The sequence below is a fragment of the Solimonas aquatica genome (assembly GCF_900111015.1).
Lineage (GTDB): Bacteria > Pseudomonadota > Gammaproteobacteria > Nevskiales > Nevskiaceae > Solimonas > Solimonas aquatica.
Genome location: NZ_FOFS01000007.1, coordinates 1 through 17,641, shown reverse-complemented (window position 1 = coordinate 17,641; position 17,641 = coordinate 1). Strand labels below are relative to the sequence as shown.

Below are 17,641 nucleotides of genomic sequence, written 5' to 3'. Positions count from 1 at the left end.
GGCGCCATCGACTACGGAAAACTCCCATGAGCATCGACAGTGCCGGTCCGGAATCGGTCATCAGCGAGATCAAGGACGGCATCGCCACGGTCACGGTGAACCGTCCTCAGGCCTACAACGCGCTGGATGAAGAAGCGGTGTACGCCATCGGCCGGCACCTGGATGAGATTCTGCTCGATACCCGCGTGCGGGTGATTCTGTTGCGTGGCGAGGGTCCGGCCTTCGGCACCGGCGCCGATCTCAACTGGCTGCATCCGCAGGATGGCGGCGCGCCGGGCCGCGTGGACCGCACGCTGCGTGTGCTCAATCCGCTGATGCAGCGCCTGCGGGCCGCGCCGGCCATCGTGGTGGCCTCGGTGCACGGCATCGTCGCCGGCGGCAGCCTGGGCCTGATGAACATGGCCGATCTGGTGATTGCCGCCAGCAACACGCGTTTCTCGCTGGCTTATGCACGCATCGGCGTCACGCCCGATGTCGGCGCGTCCTTCCTGCTGCCGCGTCTGCTGGGCGAGCGCCGGGCGCTGGAGCTGATGCTGCTGGCGGAGCCTTTCGACGCGGCGCGTGCGCAGAGTCTGGGGCTGGTGAACTTCGTGGTGCCGCCGGAGCGGCTGCCCGAAGAAACCCGCGCCCTGGTGCAGCGTCTGCGTGCCGGCGCCGCGCACGCGCTGGCGCGCACCAAGGCGCTGGCCTATGCCGCGGCCGATTGCGAGCTGGGCACCCAACTGGAAGCCGAGCGCCGCGAACTGATGGCCGCAGCGGCAGGCCCCGATCTGCAGGAAGGCGTAGCCGCGTTCAGCGCCAAACGCGCGGCGCGCTTCGCCTGATGTCGGGCCAGCCTGCGCCGCAGCCTGCTGTGATCGCCAAGCCTTGCGCCTGAAATAAGCGAAGCTCGTAACGCAGGCAAACCACCGTAGGACGGCTTAGGCGCGTGAGCGCCTTGACCCGCCGGGCTTCGCTGGTTGTTGCTTTGTTTTGTTCTTGATCTATTGGCTTCTTCCGCTGCCCTTCGGCGGCGGCTTCGTGTGTTTCTCGATCTACTGGCTTCTTCCGCCGCCCTCCGGCGGCGGAGTCCCTTTTCTTTGCTTGTGCAAAGAAAAGGAACCAAAAGAAAGCACACCCCGGCTCTGGCGCCCGCTGCGCGGGTGCCTTCGCTGTGCAACGTGCTCGGGGCCGTTGCAGACGCGCCATCCCTGGCGTGGCCGCAACTGAGCCGCCCTTCCTGGGCGGCTCTCCCCTGCGCTCGCCGCACAGCTCAGCGCCAGAGACGGGGACCCCAACATCAAAAGCCACAGCAGCTTCGCGCGATGAGCGCGGCTGCGCTGTGCTTTGCTGTTGCCTTTAACCCCCTTTGCCTCGCACCGAGCAGCGTAGCGAGCGCAGTGGGAGAGCCGAACAGGAAGTTCGGCTCAGTTGCAGCCGCGCCAGGGATGGCGCGTCTGCAACGGCCCCGAGCACGCGAGCAGCGCAGGCTGCCGCCGCCGCGTCAGCGGCGACGGATGCGAGGCGTAGGGCGTGCTTTCTCTTGGGTACTTCTCTTTGCACGAGCAAAGAGAAGTACCTCGGGCGCCGACAGGCGCACGAAACCAAGGCGCAATCGAGCAATAAACCAAGCAACAAGCAGCAAAGCCACGGTGGGTTACGGCGTTAGCGCGCCCAACCCACGGGTGTCGCGGTTACACGGACACCGGGCCGAGCGCCGGGATGCCCGGTGGCAAGGTTTCACTTCGCCGCCGGCACATCCCTCGCCACACGAAAACCCAGGCCATCGCTGAAACTGTCGACGCCATCGGCATCGCGGTTGAACACCTTCAGACTGCGTGGATGATTGCCCCATCCGCCGCCGCGATTGACACGCTTGCCGCAATCCCCGGCAAGCCAGGCACGGGCATCGCTCGGTGCGCCGCGATAGTCGGGGTTCCAGCAGTCCTGCACCCACTCCCAGACATTGCCGAGCATGTCGTACAGACCCCAGGCGTTGGCGGCGAAGCTGCCCACCGGCGCGGTCTGCGCATAGCCATCATCACAATCGATGTCCCAGTTCCAGGCCGGATACGCGGCGCGGCCGCTGCGGTCGAAGCTGTTGGCGTAGCTGCAGGCGGAACGGCTCAGATTGCCCCAGCTGTACTGCGTCTGCGTGCCGGCGCGCGCCGCGTATTCCCACTCCGCCTCGCTGGGCAGGCGGTAATGATGATCGCTGCGCACGCTCAGCCATTGCAGATAACGCTGCGCCTGCTTCCAGCTCAGCTGCGCCGCCGGCAGACGCGGATCGCCTGCGCCGTCCGGCAAGGACTCGCAGACCTTGTCGCGTACACAGGCCTGCCATTGCCCGCGCGTGACCTCATGGCGGCCGATGGCAAAGGCATTCACGCGCACCTCGTGCAGCGGCAGGTCGTAACCATTGCCGGCGCCGCTGTCATTGCCCATGAGAAACGAACCGGCCGGCAGCAACACCATCTCCGGCGCCTGCTCGCAGTCGCGGAAGATGGGCAGATGCGCCTCGGTCTCGCCCAGGCTCTGCGTGCTGCAGGCGGCGCGCGCCGCACCCGGCAGCAGCCAGCACAGACACAGCGCCAACAACAGCAGTGAAGGTTTTTTCATCGCGGCGAGAAATCCACGGTGAGCGCGCCGGCCTGATTGCGTGCCACGCGCAGCGGCAGCGGCTGGCTTTTCCACACCGCGCGCTCGATGGAATCCACCAGCTCCGGCGAACCGCAGCCGGGCTGCACGCTCACCGCCTCGATCATGCCGCCGGCCTGATAGCGGATCTGCACCTGACAATGAAAACGCGAGGGCACACCACGCGGCTCCAGCCAGCGGCCGCGCAGGCTGCCCAGAAAATCGGCCAGCTCGGTATCGGGCTCCTCGGTGCTGGTCGGCGGTGCGGTCGGCGCGCTGGCAACCTTGGCGGCGGATGCCGCCGGCGTCGGATGGCTGGCCGCCATCGTGCGCGGCGGCTTGCTCGGCGCCAGGCTGCCGGGCTTGGGTGTCGGCACGGGCTGCTGCGGCTCCGGCAGCGGCTCGGCACTGGCGCTGGGCGGCGCCACCACCGGCGCGGTGAGCAGCATCACCGTGATCGCCGAAGCCGGCGCGGGCCGTCCGCCGGGCTTGAGCAGGCTGTCCAGTTCCAGCAGCAGCAGGCCCAGCAACAGCGCATGCAGCAGCAAGGCGGCGAGAAACGAAGGCCCCAGCGGCTGCGCCGCCACCGCGCCCGGTGGCGCGGTGCCGACTTTCAGCTCGACGAGCGCCGGGGTCATGGGCTCAGGGCGCCGAACCCGCCCAGTCGATATGGCCGCCTTCGCCGACGATGGTGTTCTGGCGCAGCGCGAAGCGCGGCTTCACCCACCACACCAGCAGCGGCAGCACGATCAGCGCCAGCACCATGTTGATGGCCATGATCGCCATGATCAGCAGGCCCATGTCGGCCACGAACTTCAGTCCCGACATCAGATACCAGGGCAGGATGCCGAGGGTCATCACGCTGGCGGTGAACAGAATCGCCTTGCCGGTGGTCTGCAGCGAGCGGCTGATGGCCAGGCCCCAGTCACCGCTGGCCTGCACTTCCTCGCAGATGCGCGAGAGCAGATAGATGCCGTAGTCGATGCCCACGCCCACGCCCACCGCGGCGACGATCATCGAGTTCACATCCAGACCCACACCGAGCAGATGCATGGCGGCGAGCAGCGCCTCGTTGGCGAGGTTCACCGGAATCAGCAGCAGCACGCCGGCCAGCACGGAGCGATAGGCCAGCGCGCACATGATGAACACCAGCACATTGAGCAGCAGCAGCAACAGATGCTGATAACGGCCGATCACGCGGTTGACCGCCTCCTGCAGGGCGATGGTGCCGGTGCCCAGGCGCACACGGAAGCTCGGATGGTCCTCGCCGACCAGGGCCACCGCACGCCGCGCCGAAGCCAGGGCCGCATCCACGGTCTCCTGCTTGTTGTCGGCATACCACAGCGAAACCGTGGAGTGCTGCATGCCGAAGCTGACCACATGGCCGAAGTTCTTGGCGCTGGTGCCCATCATCGCGCCCACCGCTGCCGCGCTCACCGCGCGCTCGCGCGGGTCCAGCTGCAGCCACTGCGGATTGCCGCCGTGGAACAGACGGTTGGACTCCATCAGGTAATCGGCGAAGGACAGCGTCGCGCGCGGCGCGAAGGCATCGGCCTCCAGCAGCTGCTGCAGGCGCATCTCGGTCATCACCGTGTCGAGCTGCTGCGCGGTCCAGTCGGGGCTGTCCGGGTCCTTGGCTTCGAGCACGATCTCCAGGGTGTTCACGCCGGGGAAGTTGGCATTGATGGCGCGCACCGCAGCGTTGAACTCGGAGTCTTCCCAGAGCAGATTGCTGCCTTCCACCGGATTGCCGATCTTGATCTGCCGCGCGGTGGCCACCACGCAGACCGCCGCGATCAGCACCACCAGAGAAGTACGCAGCGCCCAGCGGCCCTGCGTGAGCAGTGCCGGCACGCGCAGCGTGCGCTCCAGCAGGCGCGTGGCCAGACCGCTGCCCTTGCCTGCCACCAGCTGTTCGATGTTGCGCGGCGCCGGCAGGCTGGCCAGCAGCAGCGAGATCAGCACGCAGCCGGTGGGAATCAGGAACCAGGCCCACATGCCGCAGAAGATGGCGTGGCGCACCATGGCCGGAATCGGCGCCACGATCACCACCGCGATGCCCAGCACGTCGGTGAGAATGCCCAGCACCGAAGGTGCCAGCATCACGCTCATGGTCACCGCCGCAGCTTTCTTGCGGTCGCGCAGCCCGGCGTAGATTTCGTAATAGCGCTCGGTGAACTGCACGCTGTGTGAAAACGAGCGCGCCATCAGCAGCAGCGGAATCACCATCAGCAGCGGCTCGATGGAGATGTTCAGCCAGCCCACCAGGCCGAAGGCCCAGATCGCCGCCACCGTGCTGGTGATGATGGGCGTGAGCACGCCGACCAGATTACGCATGTACAGCGCCAGCGCCAGAATCAGCGCGCCCAGGGTGACGGCGAAGATGCCGATCATCTGCCATTCGTACTGATACACCCAGCCGATCAGGATCGGCTGGCCGGTGACAAACACCTCGTGATGTTCATCGCGCGCCTTGGCGGCCAGCTTCTGCACGGCATCGAAGACCACGCCGTAATCCAGGCGCTGCTCGATGAAGGTCGCCATCAGAATCGTGGAGCGCTCGTCGGCGGAGATCAGGAACTGCCGCACGTTGGGCGCCTTGTCCACGCGCGAGCGGAACTCGGCGATCTCCTGCGCATCGCGTGGCGCGTGATCGCCCATCAGCGGCCGCATGTCGATGCCTTCCGGCGTGGCCTCGTAGTAGCGCGCCTTCTCGGTGGTCACCGACAGGATCTGATCGTGGTCCACGCCGGGCACCAGATCGATGTCGCGGGTCAGCTGCCAGATCTTGGCCAGGGTGTCGGCCTGATACAGATCGCCGTCCGTGCGCCGGATCATCAGCATGACCGTCAGCGGATTGCCGAAGTTGGGATGATCGCGGAACACCTGCACGAAGGGATCATCCTTGGGCAGCAGGTCCGAGAAGATGGTCTGCAGGCGCACGCGCGGCAGGCCGCAGGCGAACGCCAGGGTGATCAGGGCGAACACCAGCAGCGCGCCGCGCCGGTGTTCCAGCATCCAGCTGGCAAAGCGCAGACGCAGTCCGTAAGCCTTCATGGCAACAGCTCCACCAGACGGCCGGCATAGCCAACCGCGTAATACCGCCCGTTCACCGGACTCACGCGCAGGTTCTGGTACCAGGGCTGCGCATCCTTGCCCAGCGGCACTTCGCTGAAGCTGGCGCCGCCATCGCGGCTGATGCGCAGCGTGCGCAGCCCGGCGAGCAGCACGGTCTGCGCATCCGCGGCGGCCAGTCCCAGCAGGGCGTTGCCGCGCGATGCCGGCAGCGTCTGCCAGCTGCGGCCACCGTCTCCCGACTTCAGCAGCAGGCCGCTCTGGCCGGCGGCATAGCTGGGCACACCCGGGCGGCTATCGAGGGCCAGGGCGTGCACCGCCGGCGCCGCCGGATCGGCGGCGCGCAGTGACTGCCAGCTGTGGCCGGCGTCGGCGCTGCGCAGAATCAGGCCGAACTCGCCGGCCACCGTGAGTTGTCCGGACTCCTCCACCTGCACCGCATACAGATGCGGTTCGGCGGCTTCCGGCGCGAAGCGTTCCCAGTCGGGCCGCGCATCACGCCAGCTGCGGCCGGCATCGTCCGACCACAGCACGGTGCCGAACTCGCCGACCGCCGCCGCCTGACCGCGACTGTTGAGACTCACACCGAGCAGACGCTGCGCGCTGATGGCGGGTGCCAGACTCCAGGCGCCGGCCTCGCGACGCAGCAGGCTGCCGCTCTGTCCGACGGCCAGCGCGCGATTGGCACGGCAGTCCACGGCCAGCAGCGCCAGCGGCGTGAGCACCGCGGCCGCCTGCCAGTGTTCGCCGCCATCGCTGCTTTCCAGCAGCGCGCCCTGTGCGCCGACGGCCACGCCGTAGCCGGCGTCGAAGCACAGACCATACAGCGCGGAATGCGCGGTGCCGCTGCGCAGGGTGCGCAGGGTGGCGGCCTGCGCCGCCATGGCGAAACCGCACAGCACACAAAACCCGAGCGCCCGATATCCATGGCGCCAATGATGACGACTCGGCATCCTGCCTCCCCTTTTTTTGATCCTGTATCCGGCGTGTGCGCAGGATGCGCGCGGCACACACGGCGACGCTTTGAAGATGCGGCGATGATCGCATTTTGCCGGGCGCCTGCGCGACTGCCCCCTAACTTTCGGCTAGCGGTTCGCGGGCCGCGCCTGCCTCATGCTATGCGCACACCAACAACATCGGGGAGCCTTGCCCATGACACTCACGCAGCTTGCGTTCTATGCCTTTGCCGCCATCGCCGCCGGCGGTCTGGGACTGACACTGTTGATTCTGCTGCGCCTGCGCTTTCCTTCCTGGCTGGGCATGGTGCACGGCCTGGGGGCGCTGGCCTGCCTGGCGCTGCTGCTGGCCGCCAATCTGCGGGGCGGCGAAGCCACGCCGGCACAGGCCTGGTGGGCGCTGCTGGTGTTTCTCAGCGGCCTGATCGGCGGCCTGGTGCTGTTTCGCGTGCTGTTCAAGGACCGCGCCACGCTGCCGCTGGCGCTGATGCACGGCAGCCTCGGCGCCGTGGGTCTGTATCTGCTGTACGGCGCCGCGTTTTAACAATCACACGCAAAAAGAAAGCGGCGGATCCTGATCGGGTCTGCCGCTTTTTTTGTGGCGCTGGTGTTCAGCTGGGCTGCAGGCTGCGACCGATGATGATCTTCTGGATGTCGGAAGTGCCTTCGTAAATCTGGCAGACGCGGGCATCGCGGTAGATGCGCTCCACCGGAAAGTCTTCCACATAGCCGTAGCCGCCGAAGGTCTGGATCGCCGCCGAGCACACCGCCTCGGCGGTCTCGCTGGCGAACAGCTTGGCCATGCAGGCCTGATCCAGGCAGGGCAGGCCGGCATCCTTCATGCGCGCCGCCGAGTACACCAGCTGACGCGCGGCTTCCAGGCGCGTGCGCGCGTCCACCAGACGGAAGTTCACGGCCTGATGCTCCATCAGGCTCTTGCCGAAGCTGCGACGTTCGCCGGCGTAGCGGATCGCGGCATCCAGCGCCGCCTGCGCCATGCCCACGCTCTGCGCGGCGATGCCGATGCGGCCGCTTTCCAGGCTGGACAGTGCGATCTTGTAACCCTCGCCTTCCTCGCCGATGCGGTTTTCGAGCGGCACTTCCAGGCTGTCGAAGTTCAGGCTGCAGGTGTCCGAGGCGCGCTGGCCGAGCTTGTGCTCGATCTTGCTCACCGTGTAGCCCTTGGCGGCGGTGGGCACCAGAAAGGCCGTGATGCCGCGCTTGGGGTTCTGCGGATCGGTGACCGCGAAGGCCACCACGTACTCGGCGATCTTGCCGCTGGTGATGAACTGCTTGCTGCCGTCGAGCACATAGCGGTCGGACTTGCGCACCGCGCGCGTGCGCAGGGCGCTGGCGTCCGAACCCGCATGGCTTTCGGTGAGCGCGAAGCCGCCGATGAACTCGCCGCGCGCGGCACGCATCAGCACGTCCTGCTTGTGCGCCGCCGAGCCGAAGCGTTCGAGAATCGCGCAGAACGGCGCGTTGTGCACGCTCATCACCGTGGACACCGCACCATCGCCCTCGGCCACCGCCATCAGCGCGGCGGCGTAGGAGACGTAGTCCGCACCGGCACCGTCGTAGTCCGGCGACACGGTCATGCCCAGCAGGCCCATTTCCGCCAGGCCCTTGAACACCTCGGGCTCGATGGCGGCGCGCTGCTCGCGCGCGGCGGCGCCGGGCGCCAGCACCTCACGGGAAAAGCGCCGGGCGGTGTCGAAAATCAGCTGCTGGTCTTCGTTCAACATGGTCTCGTTCAAAATGTGGAAATCACACGGCGCCGAGCCGGATCAGCGCCTTCTGGGTCATGTAACGCTCAAAAATACCAGGATCGTTGGCGCCGCTCATGTGTCCACCGGCAATCTGTCTTACCTGCTGCAGCCGGGTGACGTCGCCGGTCTGGATATCCGAGGCGGTGACATGCGTCCAGCTCCAGTACGGATGCTGGCCGTCCATCACCTTCTTGGCGCCGGCCTCGTACAGCGAATAGGCGCCGTCGAAGGACCGGAAAGGCTCGCCGCGACGGTCATAGGTGATCATGCCGATCACCGCCTGATTGCGCGCGTCGAACCAGACGCGCTTCTTGGACACCGGCGCGCGCGGGAACTTCAAGGGCTTGGCCTCGACGATGATCGCCTCCGGCACCAGCTCCACGCTGGCGTCCCAGAAGGTCTGGTTCTTGGGCCCGCCGTGCACGCCGCGCTCCCAGTTCGGATGCTCGCTGCTCCAGTTGTCGGACAGCCCCGCCAGAAACGGACCGCGCCCGACGATCTGGTAATCGCCCCAGGTGTGCAGCGGATCGCCCGCCGCCCAGGCATCGGAGAGATACAGGGACAGCCCCGGCAGCAGCGGCTCGAAACGCTGATCGGTGGGGAACTGCCGCACGCGGCGGAACTCCGGCACATAGCCGTAGAGGTCCGGAAACCTGCTGTGGTCGTAATCCCAGATGTTGAGATACGAGGTGCCGGCAAACTGCGTGGGCGCGGTGAAGAACACGGTCTGGTAGCGCAGCTTGTCCTGATGCGCGGGCCAGTAGGGCTTGGGGTCCATGACCACGCGCGCCACCGGCGAGAGTTCCGCCCAGCCACCTTCGTAGCGGAAGCGCACATCGCCGGCCGGCGCCACAGCCTGCGCGGTGATCGCATAGAACGAGGCATCGTGCCGCCCCCAGCTCAGGGTCTGCGCGGCGAACAGCTCCAGGCCGTTGCCGGGATTGGGAAAGGGATTGCCGCCGATCCAGGGCAGGCCGTCGGCGCCGTTCACCACATTGCCCTTGTCATCGAACCTGGCCTTGCCGGCATTGCGCAGCGTGGCCTCGGTGTATTCCCAGGGCCCCAGGCGCATCAGCTCGGTGGTGGTCTTCACCACCTTGAGCTTGCGACCGTTCTTGAGGATGTGCTGGTAGCGCACCGGCTCCAGCAGATCCTTCACGTACTCGACGTTGGCGGCGCTGATGGTGTCGCCGGTCTTGATCTTGCCCTTGGTATAGGCCTCGATGGACAGCAGTTCCTCGGGATAGGCCTTGTTGATCTCGCCGGTCGCCGCCAGCACCTCGTGCAGCGGTGCCAGCACGCCGCTGGCGAGCACCCCGCGTGCGGCGTCGGCCAGGAATTTGCGCCGCGTGTAGCCACGGTCATAGCGTTGCAGATGCGCCATCATCCCTCTCCTCTTTTTGTGATCCTGCTGCAGGCCGCCGCGGCGACCTGTTTCAATGACCTTCGAAGTGCGGCGTCTGCTTGTCGAGAAAGGCGCGTACGCCGCTGCGGAAGTCCTGCGTGCGCGTGGCGTCCTTGAAGGCTTCGCCCTCGGCCTGCAGCTGGGCCTGCAGATCGCGCTGCGTGCTGTGCAGGCTCAGGCGCTTGTAGTGTCCGTAGGCGCGCGTGGGCCCGGCCGCCAGCTGCCGCGCCAGCTCCGCGACGGTATCCCCCAGCTGCGCCGGCGGCACTACCCGATTGAGTAGTCCAGCCTCCAGCGCCGCCGCGCTGTCCAGGGTCTGGCTCAAAAAGAACATCTCGGCGGCGCGCCGTGCCCCCATGCGGCGCGGCAGGAAGTACGTGCCGCCGCAGTCCGGCGGCGCGCCCAGACGGTCATAGGCGATCAGAAAGCGGGTGCCCTCGGCCGCCACCACCAGATCGCAGGCCGCCATCAGCGACAGCCCCGCGCCGGCCACCGAGCCCTGCACCGCCGCAATCACCGGCGCATCGATCCTGCGCAGGATCTCGATGGCCGGATTCAGCGCATCGAGCAGGGCATCGATCAGCGCCGGCGCGGCCTCGAAGTTGGCGGCAAAAGCGGCGACATCACCGCCCGCCACGAACGCCCGCCCTTCACCGCGCAGCACCACGCAGCGCACGCGGGCATCGTCGCGCAAGGCGCGCACCGCCGCGCAGAAAGCCTGCGCGGTCGGCACATCGATGGCATTGAGCTTGTCCGGACGGTTGAAGCAGAGCTGCGCGATGCCGCTGCCGGCATCCACGCTCAGCCGCACCAGATCCGGGCTCATGTCAGGTGCTGCGCGACGGCGGCGCGCTCGCGCAGCCGCGCCGGCAGCTCGAAGCGCGGCCCCAGCGTCCGGCTCAGCGTCGCGCAGCTCTGCACAAAGCTGGCAAGGCCGATGTCCTCGATCGCCGCGAACGGCCCGCCCAGGTAGCGCGGGAAGGCCCAGCCCAGGGTCGCGCCCAGATCGGCCTCGCGCAGATCCTCCACCACGTTCTCGGCCCAGCAGCGCGCCGCTTCCACCAGCTGCGCGTAGAGCAGGCGCTCGCGCACCGCCGCCATGTCCGGCTGCACCTCATTGCGCGGCAGCGACACCGCCAGCTGCTTGGCACCGCCGGCCGGGTAATCGTAGAAACCGGCGCCGCGCTTGCGGCCGTAGCGGCCCGCCGCATACAGCGCGTCGATCTGCGCGTTCGGCACCGCATGACGGTCTTCGGCCCAGGCGCCGTGCTCGCGCGAGGCGAAGAAGTGCGCGATGTGATGCAGCACATCGATGCCCACTTCATCGGCCAGCGCCAGCGGCCCCACCGGCATGCCCAGGGCCACACCGGCGTTTTCGATCAGCGCCGGCGCCACGCCATCGGCGAGCAGGCGGATGCCTTCGCGCACGTACGCATCCACGCAGCGCGTGGTGTAGAAGCCATAGCCATCGCGCACCACGATGGGCGTCTTGCGGATCTGCTGGCAGTAATCCAGGGCGCGCGCCAGGGTCTCGTCCGAGGTCTTGGCGCCGATGATGATTTCCACCAGCGCCATCTTCGGCACCGGCGAGAAGAAATGCAGGCCGATGAAATTCGCCGGCCGCACGCTGGCGGCTGCCAGTTCGTCGATGGGCAGGGCCGAGGTGTTGGAGGCGAAGATCGCGCTGTCCGCCAGCTGCGCTTCCGTGAGCCTGGTGGCCTGCGCCTTCACCGCGAAATCTTCCAGCACCGCCTCGATCACCAGCTCGCAGCCGGCAAAGCCGCCGTGATCGGCGGCGCAATGCAGACGCGCCAGCTGCGCCTCGCGCGCCTCGGGCTTCAGGCGGCCCTTGTCCACATCCGCCTGCAGGGTGGCGGCGATGCCGTCCCGCGCGCGCTGCGCGATGGCCAGCTCGCGATCCACCAGCACCACCTCGATGCCGGCCGCCAGCGACACCTGCGCGATGCCCTGGCCCATGAAGCCGGCGCCGAGCACGCCCAGGCGTTTGACGCTGCTCTTGGCCACGGCGGCCGGACGGCGCGACAGCTTGTCGGCGGCCTGCTTGGCGAAGAACTGCGTGCGGATCAGGTTCTGGGCCACACGGCCCTGCACCAGGGTCGCGAAATACTTCTGCTCCAGCTTCAGCGCGCGCGCGATGGGCAGCTTGCTGCCATCGTGGATGCAACGCAGGATGGTCAGCGGTGCCGGCTCGTTGCCGCGCGTGGCGGCGTGCAGACGGCTGGTGGCGCTCATCAGCGCGGCGGCATTGGCCGGTGCATAAGCCTCGCCGCCCGGCAGCTTGTAGCCCTTCACATCCCAGGGCGCCTGCGCCGGCACGCGGCCTTCGCGGATCGCCGCTTCGGCGGCGGCGAGCAGCTGTTCGGCTGGCACCACTTCATTGAGCAGGCCCAGCTTCTGCGCCTCGCGCGCCGACAAGGGCGCGCCGCCGGTGAGCAGGCCGATGCTGGCCTGGATGCCGATCAGACGCGGCACGCGCTGCGTGCCGCCGGCGCCGGGCAGCAGGCCGAGCTTCACTTCCGGCAGACCGAACTGCGCCTTGGGATGGTCGGCGGCGATGCGGTAATGGCAGGCCAGCATCAGCTCCAGGCCGCCGCCCAGCGCCGTGCCGCTGGCCGCGGCGACCACCGGCTTGCCGCAGGTTTCGATGCGCCGGAAGAAATCGCCGAGATAGGCGATGCGCGCGGCGGCCTGCGCCAGACTCACGCCGGGCGCGGCCAGGGCTTCCATCTGCGCCAGATCCGCGCCGGCGATGAAGCTGCCCTTGGCCGAGCTGATGACGATGCCTTGCACGCCGGCATCGGCCAGCACGCTTTCGAAGGCGGCCGAGAGCGCGGCGGCCACCGCCGGCTCCAGCACGTTCATGGAGCGGCCGGGCATGTCGATCGACAGATGCGCGATACCGTTCTGGATTTGGGTCTTGACCATGGCAGAGGCTCAGATGCGTTCGATGATGGTGGCGACGCCCATGCCGGCGCCGATGCAGAGCGTGGCCAGCGCGGTGGACTTGCCGCTGCGCTCCAGTTCGTCCAGAGCGGTGCCCAGAATCATGGCGCCGGTGGCGCCCAGGGGATGACCCATGGCGATGGCGCCGCCGTTGACGTTGACGCGCGCCGGGTCCAGTTCCAGGGCCTGCATGAAACGCAGGGCCACGGCGGCGAAGGCCTCGTTGATCTCATACAGATCGATATCGCGGGCCTGCATGCCGGCGCGCTTGAGCGCCTTCTCCGCCGCGTACGAGGGCGCGGTCAGCATGATGGTGGGCTCCGAGCCGATCTCGGCCATGGCCAGGATCCGCGCGCGCGGCTTGAGTCCGGCGGCCTGCCCGGCCTCGCGCGAGCCCAGCAGCATGGCGCTGGCACCATCGACGATGCCGGAGGAGTTGCCGGCATGATGCACATGCTCGATGCGCTCGACTTCCGGATAACGCAGCAGGGCCAAAGCATCGAAGCCGGACTTGGCACCCATCTCGGCGAAGGACGGCTTGAGCGCCGCCAGATCCGCCGCCGTGCAGCCGGGCCGCACCGTCTCGTCGCGATCCAGCAGCAGCTCACCGATCACGTCATGCACCGGCACCACCGAGCGCGCGAAGCGGCCTTCGGCCCAGGCGCGTCCGGCGCGCTGATGACTCTGCGCGGCGAATTCGTCCAGCTGCGTGCGCGTGTAGCCCCATTTGCTGGCCAGCAGATCGGCGCTCACGCCCTGCGGAATGAAATGCGAGCACTGCGCGATGGCCGGGTCCGTGGACCAGGCGCCGCCGTCGGAAAGGATCGGCACGCGCGACATGGCCTCGCAACCGCCCGCGACCACGAACTCCGCCGCGCCGGCCGCAATCTTGCCGGCGGCCAGATTCACCGCCTCCAGGCCCGAACCGCAGAAGCGGTTCACCTGCAGGCCGGCGGTGCGCTGCGAGTAACCCGCCGCCAGCGCCGCCAGGCGCGGCAGCACCTGGCCCTGCTCGCCGACCGGACTGACGATGCCGAAGATCACATCATCGACGTGCTCGGTGTCGAGCTGGTTGCGCGTCTTGAGCGCCTTGAGCACGGTACTGCCGAGCGTGACCGCCGGCACCTCGTGCAGACTGCCATCGGCCTTGCCGCGCCCGCGCGGCGTGCGCACATGATCGTAGATATAAGCCACCACGGCTGGAGTCTCCGCTGGATAGATGAAGCCGCGCAGGCGCGCGGCACAGGAAAGTGTTTAGGGCCTGTTCACGCTATGGCGTGCCCGAAGGCAGGAACTTGTCGGCGTGGATGCGTTCCGGCGCCACGCCCAGCGCCAGCAGCTTCTTCTCCACGGCCTCGACCATGCCGTAGTTGCCGCAGATGAAAGCCGCCTGCGCGGAAAAATCCAGGCCCAGGCGGTCATCGAGCGCATCGGTGACCAGACCGCGCGCGCCGCGCCAGCCGGATTGCGCCGGCTCGTGCGACAGGATGTCGATCACGCGCAGGCGTTCGCCGGCCTGCGCCTGCAGCGCCTGCAGATACTCCGCGGCAAACAGATCCTGCTGCGTGCGCACGCCGAACACGAGCGTGAAGCGCGCACGGGCGCTGCGTTTCAGGCGCTCGCCGATGATGGACAGAATCGGCGCGATGCCGGTGCCGCCCGCCACGCACAGGGCGTCGCGATCCGGATCGTCCACGCCCATCACGCCGAAGGGGCCTTCCAGCCAGATCTTGATGCCGCTGCGATCACGCTCGAACAGCCATTCGGAAAACCGGCCGCCCGGCAGGCGCTTGATCAGGAAGCCCACTTCCTGCGCCGGCTGATCGCCCGGCGGGTCGTAGAAGGAAAAGCTGCGCCGCGTGAAGGAGCCGGATTCGGCGAGCGTGGCGTACTGCCCGGCGTGATAACGAAGCGGCGTGTCGAGCTTCAGGCGCAGATCGATGACCTCGCCCGGCAGCCGGCGCCAGCGCGTCACGCGCGAGGACACCGTGCACACCGGCAGCAGCGCCTGCCTGCCGAGCTGCGCTTCCACCAGCAGGTCGCTGCGCACCTTGGCCTGGCAGGCGAGCACGAAACCGTCTTCGATCTGCGCATTGCTCAGCGGCGACAGCGCCAGATCCACCATGGGACTGACGCGTCCGGACAGCAGGCGCGTCTTGCAGGCGCCGCAGACACCGACGCGGCAGTTGTGCGGATAGTCTATGCCTTGCTCGATGGCGGCCTTGAGCAGCAGCTCGTTGCGGCCGATCTCGAAACTCTGCTCTTCGCCATCACGGCCGCGCACGGTGATGCGGCAGCGCTCGTGGCGCGCCTCTGGCGCGTTCATCTCGGGAGACAGCATGACGGAATGTGTTCCTTGTTCAGGCCGCCGACCAGATGCCGGCCGGCAGATCGCGCTGCGGGTCCGGGCGATTGAGCTCCAGCCAGCCGGCGCGCTCGTTCTCGCGGCGCGCGATCTCGCGCTCCTGCGGTGAGGCGTAATGCATGTCCCAGTGCTTGAGCAGGGGCTTGATCATCATGAAGAACAGCGGCGGCACCAGGGCCAGCAGCACCACCAGCAGGAACTGCGGCTGCACCGGCCCGTTGCGATCCGGCTCCAGCTTGTAGAAGGGCTTGTAGCTGTCTTCGTGATGCCCGGCGTGATTGGTGATCTCCAGCGCCAGGATGCGCGTCAGCGGGGTGATGTGATTCCAGGTGTGGCGCTTTTCGAAGCGGCCCGGCGTGGCCGAGACCAGGCCGTAGTGATTCACGTAGTTGAAAACCTCCAGCATCATGCGCGGCCCCAGCAGCAGGCTGGCGATGGCCAGCAGCGCGCCATACGCGCCGCCCAGTGCGCAGAGCAGCGCCGTGAAGCTCAGCAGGGTGGCGGCCTTGTACACCCAGGCATTGCGCAGGTCGTACCAGCGGCGACCGCGCTTGGTCCACATCATCTTTTCCAGGTGATAGGACTCCTTCCACTGTCCCGGAAAGGTGCGCAGGATGTGGCCGTAGACGGTGTCGCCGCGCCGCGCGTAATCCGGATCATCGGGCGTGGCCACGCGCATGTGGTGGGTGACCACGTGCGTGATCTCGCGCCAGGGATCGAAGATCAGGCACTGGCCGATGCGGCCCAGCCAGCGCAGCACGAACTCCTCGCGGTGAAACAGCTCGTGCACCGGCGGCGCGCCGATCACGAAGCCCACGAACATCATGCTCAGGAAGGCGCCGAGCTGACTCGTGCCGCTGAAGTGGCCGTGGCCCACCAGATAGGCATAGAAGAAGATGTTGGCGAAGCTGCACAGCACCGTGACCGCGCAGATCACATCGTAGATGCGCACATAGCGCTGATCGCGCATCGTGTAGTCGCGCGGCAGGAAGGCGTCGAACAGCAGCACGCCGAGCAGCAGCGCCAGGCCGGTCCAGGCATAGACGCCGCCCAGATAGAGGCCGTAGCCATGCGCGGCCAGAATCAGCGGCGACAGCAGGTATTTGAAGTAGTCGGTCATGGTGTTCTCCCCCGGCGGCCGCATGCTGGGCGCGGTGCGAGCGTGATGATCCCGTGCACGGCCAGGCGCTCACCCAACCCATAGTTTGGCTAAGCCAGGACGGCGGCTACCGACCATAGCCTCGCCTTCTTCCGGAGTTCGCATGAACGAGTGCCTCGCTTCGCCTCAAGCCGCATTGCCGCCGCTCCTGCGCGAGCTGACCTTGCCGCTGCTGGCGGCGCCGATGTTCCTGATCTCCGGACCGGAGCTGGTGATCGCCTGCTGCCGCAGCGGCATCATCGGCAGTTTTCCCGCGCTCAATCCCGCCAGCAGTGCCGAGCTGGAGCAATGGCTGCAGCGGATAGCCGCCGCGCTTGCGCAAGGGCCGCTGCCCGGCAGCGCCCGCGTCGCGCCTTATGCCTTGAGCCTGGTGGTGCATCCCGGCAACCAGCGCTTCGCCGCCGATCTGGACATCGCCGTGCGCCACCGGGTGCCGCTGGTGATCGGCTCCATGGGCATTTCCACCGAGCTGGTGCAGGCGGTGCACGGCTACGGCGGACTGGTGGCGCACGATGTGATCAACACCCGTCATGCCGAGAAGGCGCTGGCGGCGGGCGTGGATATGCTGATTGCGGTCGGGGTCGGCGCCGGCGGCCAGGGCGGCACGCTCAATCCCTTCGCCCTGCTCGGCGAGCTGCGCGAACTCAGCGACAAGCCCATCGTGCTCAGCGGCGCGATGAGCAGCGGCCGCCACATCGCCGCCGCGCGCGCCGCCGGCGCGAGCCTGGCCGGCATGGGCACGCGCTTCATCGCCACGCAGGAGAGTCGGGCGACCCTGGCCTACAAGGACATGCTGCTGAGCAGCCGCGCCGCCGATGTGGTCTACACCTCGAAGATTTCCGGCGTGCCGGCCAATTTTCTCAAGGCCAGCATCGCCGCCAACGGCCTGGACCTGCGCGAGATCGCCGAACCCGGCGAAGCCGATATCGGCCAGAGCCTGAGCCATCATCGCCTGGCCTGGAAGCACGTCTGGTCGGCAGGCCAGGGTACCGGCACGATTCACGACGTGCCCGCGGTGGCGGATCTGGTGGCGCGCCTACGGCGCGAGTATCAGCAGGCGATTGGTGAGCTGGCGCAGTCGCTGGCTTGAGCGCGCGTTGCAGCTTCGTTGCTTCGTCGCGCAGGTTGGCGGCGCAGCTTCGTAGGGCGTGTTAGGCGCGCAAGCGCCGTAAGCCGCCAGGGCTTTTGCTGTTGTTGCTTGGATTTATATCCTGATCAGGCCTTGGTTTCGTGCGCCCTTCGGCGCCCGAGGTACTTCTCTTTGCTCGTGCAAAGAGAAGTACCCAAGAGAAAGCACGCCCTACGCCTCGCATCCGGCGCCGCTATCGCGGC

At 67.7% G+C, this 17,641-nt stretch carries 14 protein-coding genes; 3 read left to right on the top strand and 11 right to left on the bottom strand.

Annotation, left to right across the window (positions count from 1 at the left end; all coding sequences use genetic code 11):
• The first annotated feature begins 26 nt into the window (after positions 1-26).
• The gene (locus tag BMY12_RS09610) at positions 27-824 is read left to right on the top strand and encodes an enoyl-CoA hydratase/isomerase family protein (protein WP_093285181.1); all 798 of its coding nucleotides are present in this window, start codon (positions 27-29) and stop codon (positions 822-824) included.
• Positions 825-1,719: 895 nt separating this feature from the next.
• Here the strand turns inward: BMY12_RS09610 and BMY12_RS09605 are convergent.
• The 4 genes from BMY12_RS09605 to BMY12_RS09590 are packed head-to-tail and all read right to left on the bottom strand — an operon-like array spanning position 1,720 to position 6,575.
• On the bottom strand, positions 1,720-2,598 hold the full coding sequence (locus BMY12_RS09605; protein ID WP_093285178.1) for a formylglycine-generating enzyme family protein: 879 nt from the start codon (positions 2,596-2,598) through the stop codon (positions 1,720-1,722).
• Complete coding sequence (locus BMY12_RS09600; RefSeq protein ID WP_093285176.1) at positions 2,595-3,254, bottom strand: TonB C-terminal domain-containing protein; 660 nt, start codon at positions 3,252-3,254, stop codon at positions 2,595-2,597. The genes BMY12_RS09605 and BMY12_RS09600 overlap by 4 nt, the downstream gene beginning before the upstream one ends.
• Before the next feature lie 4 nt (positions 3,255-3,258).
• Positions 3,259-5,673, bottom strand: a complete 2,415-nt coding sequence (locus BMY12_RS09595; protein ID WP_093285173.1) for an efflux RND transporter permease subunit — start codon at positions 5,671-5,673, stop codon at positions 3,259-3,261.
• Positions 5,670-6,575 (bottom strand): WD40/YVTN/BNR-like repeat-containing protein, encoded by a 906-nt coding sequence (locus BMY12_RS09590; RefSeq protein WP_143068908.1) that lies wholly within the window; start codon positions 6,573-6,575, stop codon positions 5,670-5,672. Before BMY12_RS09590 ends, BMY12_RS09595 begins: the two co-directional genes overlap by 4 nt.
• Before the next feature lie 268 nt (positions 6,576-6,843).
• On the opposite strand from BMY12_RS09590, the gene BMY12_RS09585 reads away from it, so the two are divergent.
• Complete coding sequence (locus BMY12_RS09585; RefSeq protein WP_093285168.1) at positions 6,844-7,191, top strand: hypothetical protein; 348 nt, start codon at positions 6,844-6,846, stop codon at positions 7,189-7,191.
• 67 nt (positions 7,192-7,258) lie between these two features.
• Here BMY12_RS09585 and BMY12_RS09580 read toward each other — a convergent pair whose 3' ends face one another.
• The 7 genes from BMY12_RS09580 to BMY12_RS09550 form a co-directional block, all read right to left on the bottom strand.
• Positions 7,259-8,392 (bottom strand): acyl-CoA dehydrogenase family protein, encoded by a 1,134-nt coding sequence (locus tag BMY12_RS09580; protein ID WP_093285166.1) that lies wholly within the window; start codon positions 8,390-8,392, stop codon positions 7,259-7,261.
• A 22-nt stretch (positions 8,393-8,414) separates the two neighbouring features.
• Entirely contained in the window at positions 8,415-9,800 is a 1,386-nt protein-coding gene (locus tag BMY12_RS09575; RefSeq protein ID WP_177188926.1) for a DUF1329 domain-containing protein, read from the bottom strand.
• 52 nt (positions 9,801-9,852) lie between these two features.
• Entirely contained in the window at positions 9,853-10,647 is a 795-nt protein-coding gene (locus BMY12_RS09570) for an enoyl-CoA hydratase/isomerase family protein (protein WP_093285161.1), read from the bottom strand.
• Complete coding sequence (locus BMY12_RS09565) at positions 10,644-12,767, bottom strand: 3-hydroxyacyl-CoA dehydrogenase NAD-binding domain-containing protein (RefSeq protein WP_093285158.1); 2,124 nt, start codon at positions 12,765-12,767, stop codon at positions 10,644-10,646. Before BMY12_RS09565 ends, BMY12_RS09570 begins: the two co-directional genes overlap by 4 nt.
• Before the next feature lie 9 nt (positions 12,768-12,776).
• The gene (locus BMY12_RS09560) at positions 12,777-13,982 is read right to left on the bottom strand and encodes an acetyl-CoA C-acetyltransferase (protein ID WP_093285156.1); all 1,206 of its coding nucleotides are present in this window, start codon (positions 13,980-13,982) and stop codon (positions 12,777-12,779) included.
• 73 nt (positions 13,983-14,055) lie between these two features.
• Positions 14,056-15,126 carry a 2Fe-2S iron-sulfur cluster-binding protein gene (locus tag BMY12_RS09555; protein ID WP_093285154.1) on the bottom strand — a complete coding sequence of 357 codons (1,071 nt, stop codon included), beginning with the start codon at positions 15,124-15,126 and terminating at the stop codon, positions 14,056-14,058.
• A gap of 19 nt (positions 15,127-15,145) precedes the next feature.
• Positions 15,146-16,270, bottom strand: a complete 1,125-nt coding sequence (locus BMY12_RS09550) for a fatty acid desaturase (RefSeq protein ID WP_177188925.1) — start codon at positions 16,268-16,270, stop codon at positions 15,146-15,148.
• 142 nt (positions 16,271-16,412) lie between these two features.
• Here BMY12_RS09550 and BMY12_RS09545 point away from each other — a divergent pair, with 142 nt between their 5' ends.
• Positions 16,413-17,399, top strand: coding sequence for an NAD(P)H-dependent flavin oxidoreductase (locus BMY12_RS09545; RefSeq protein WP_093285149.1), 987 nt, complete (start codon positions 16,413-16,415; stop codon positions 17,397-17,399).
• Positions 17,400-17,641 lie beyond the last annotated feature (242 nt).

What these genes read in the sequence shown, in the direction of transcription:
- BMY12_RS09610 (WP_093285181.1), top strand. Translation starts at nt 27, where the DNA reads ATGAGCATCGACAGTGCCGGTCCGGAATCGGTCATCAGCGAGATCAAG.
- BMY12_RS09605 (WP_093285178.1), bottom strand. Translation starts at nt 2,598, where the DNA reads ATGAAAAAACCTTCACTGCTGTTGTTGGCGCTGTGTCTGTGCTGGCTG.
- BMY12_RS09600 (WP_093285176.1), bottom strand. Translation starts at nt 3,254, where the DNA reads ATGACCCCGGCGCTCGTCGAGCTGAAAGTCGGCACCGCGCCACCGGGC.
- BMY12_RS09595 (WP_093285173.1), bottom strand. Translation starts at nt 5,673, where the DNA reads ATGAAGGCTTACGGACTGCGTCTGCGCTTTGCCAGCTGGATGCTGGAA.
- BMY12_RS09590 (WP_143068908.1), bottom strand. Translation starts at nt 6,575, where the DNA reads ATGGCGGCGCAGGCCGCCACCCTGCGCACCCTGCGCAGCGGCACCGCG.
- BMY12_RS09585 (WP_093285168.1), top strand. Translation starts at nt 6,844, where the DNA reads ATGACACTCACGCAGCTTGCGTTCTATGCCTTTGCCGCCATCGCCGCC.
- BMY12_RS09580 (WP_093285166.1), bottom strand. Translation starts at nt 8,392, where the DNA reads ATGTTGAACGAAGACCAGCAGCTGATTTTCGACACCGCCCGGCGCTTT.
- BMY12_RS09575 (WP_177188926.1), bottom strand. Translation starts at nt 9,800, where the DNA reads ATGGCGCATCTGCAACGCTATGACCGTGGCTACACGCGGCGCAAATTC.
- BMY12_RS09570 (WP_093285161.1), bottom strand. Translation starts at nt 10,647, where the DNA reads ATGAGCCCGGATCTGGTGCGGCTGAGCGTGGATGCCGGCAGCGGCATC.
- BMY12_RS09565 (WP_093285158.1), bottom strand. Translation starts at nt 12,767, where the DNA reads ATGGTCAAGACCCAAATCCAGAACGGTATCGCGCATCTGTCGATCGAC.
- BMY12_RS09555 (WP_093285154.1), bottom strand. Translation starts at nt 15,126, where the DNA reads ATGCTGTCTCCCGAGATGAACGCGCCAGAGGCGCGCCACGAGCGCTGC.
- BMY12_RS09550 (WP_177188925.1), bottom strand. Translation starts at nt 16,270, where the DNA reads ATGACCGACTACTTCAAATACCTGCTGTCGCCGCTGATTCTGGCCGCG.
- BMY12_RS09545 (WP_093285149.1), top strand. Translation starts at nt 16,413, where the DNA reads ATGAACGAGTGCCTCGCTTCGCCTCAAGCCGCATTGCCGCCGCTCCTG.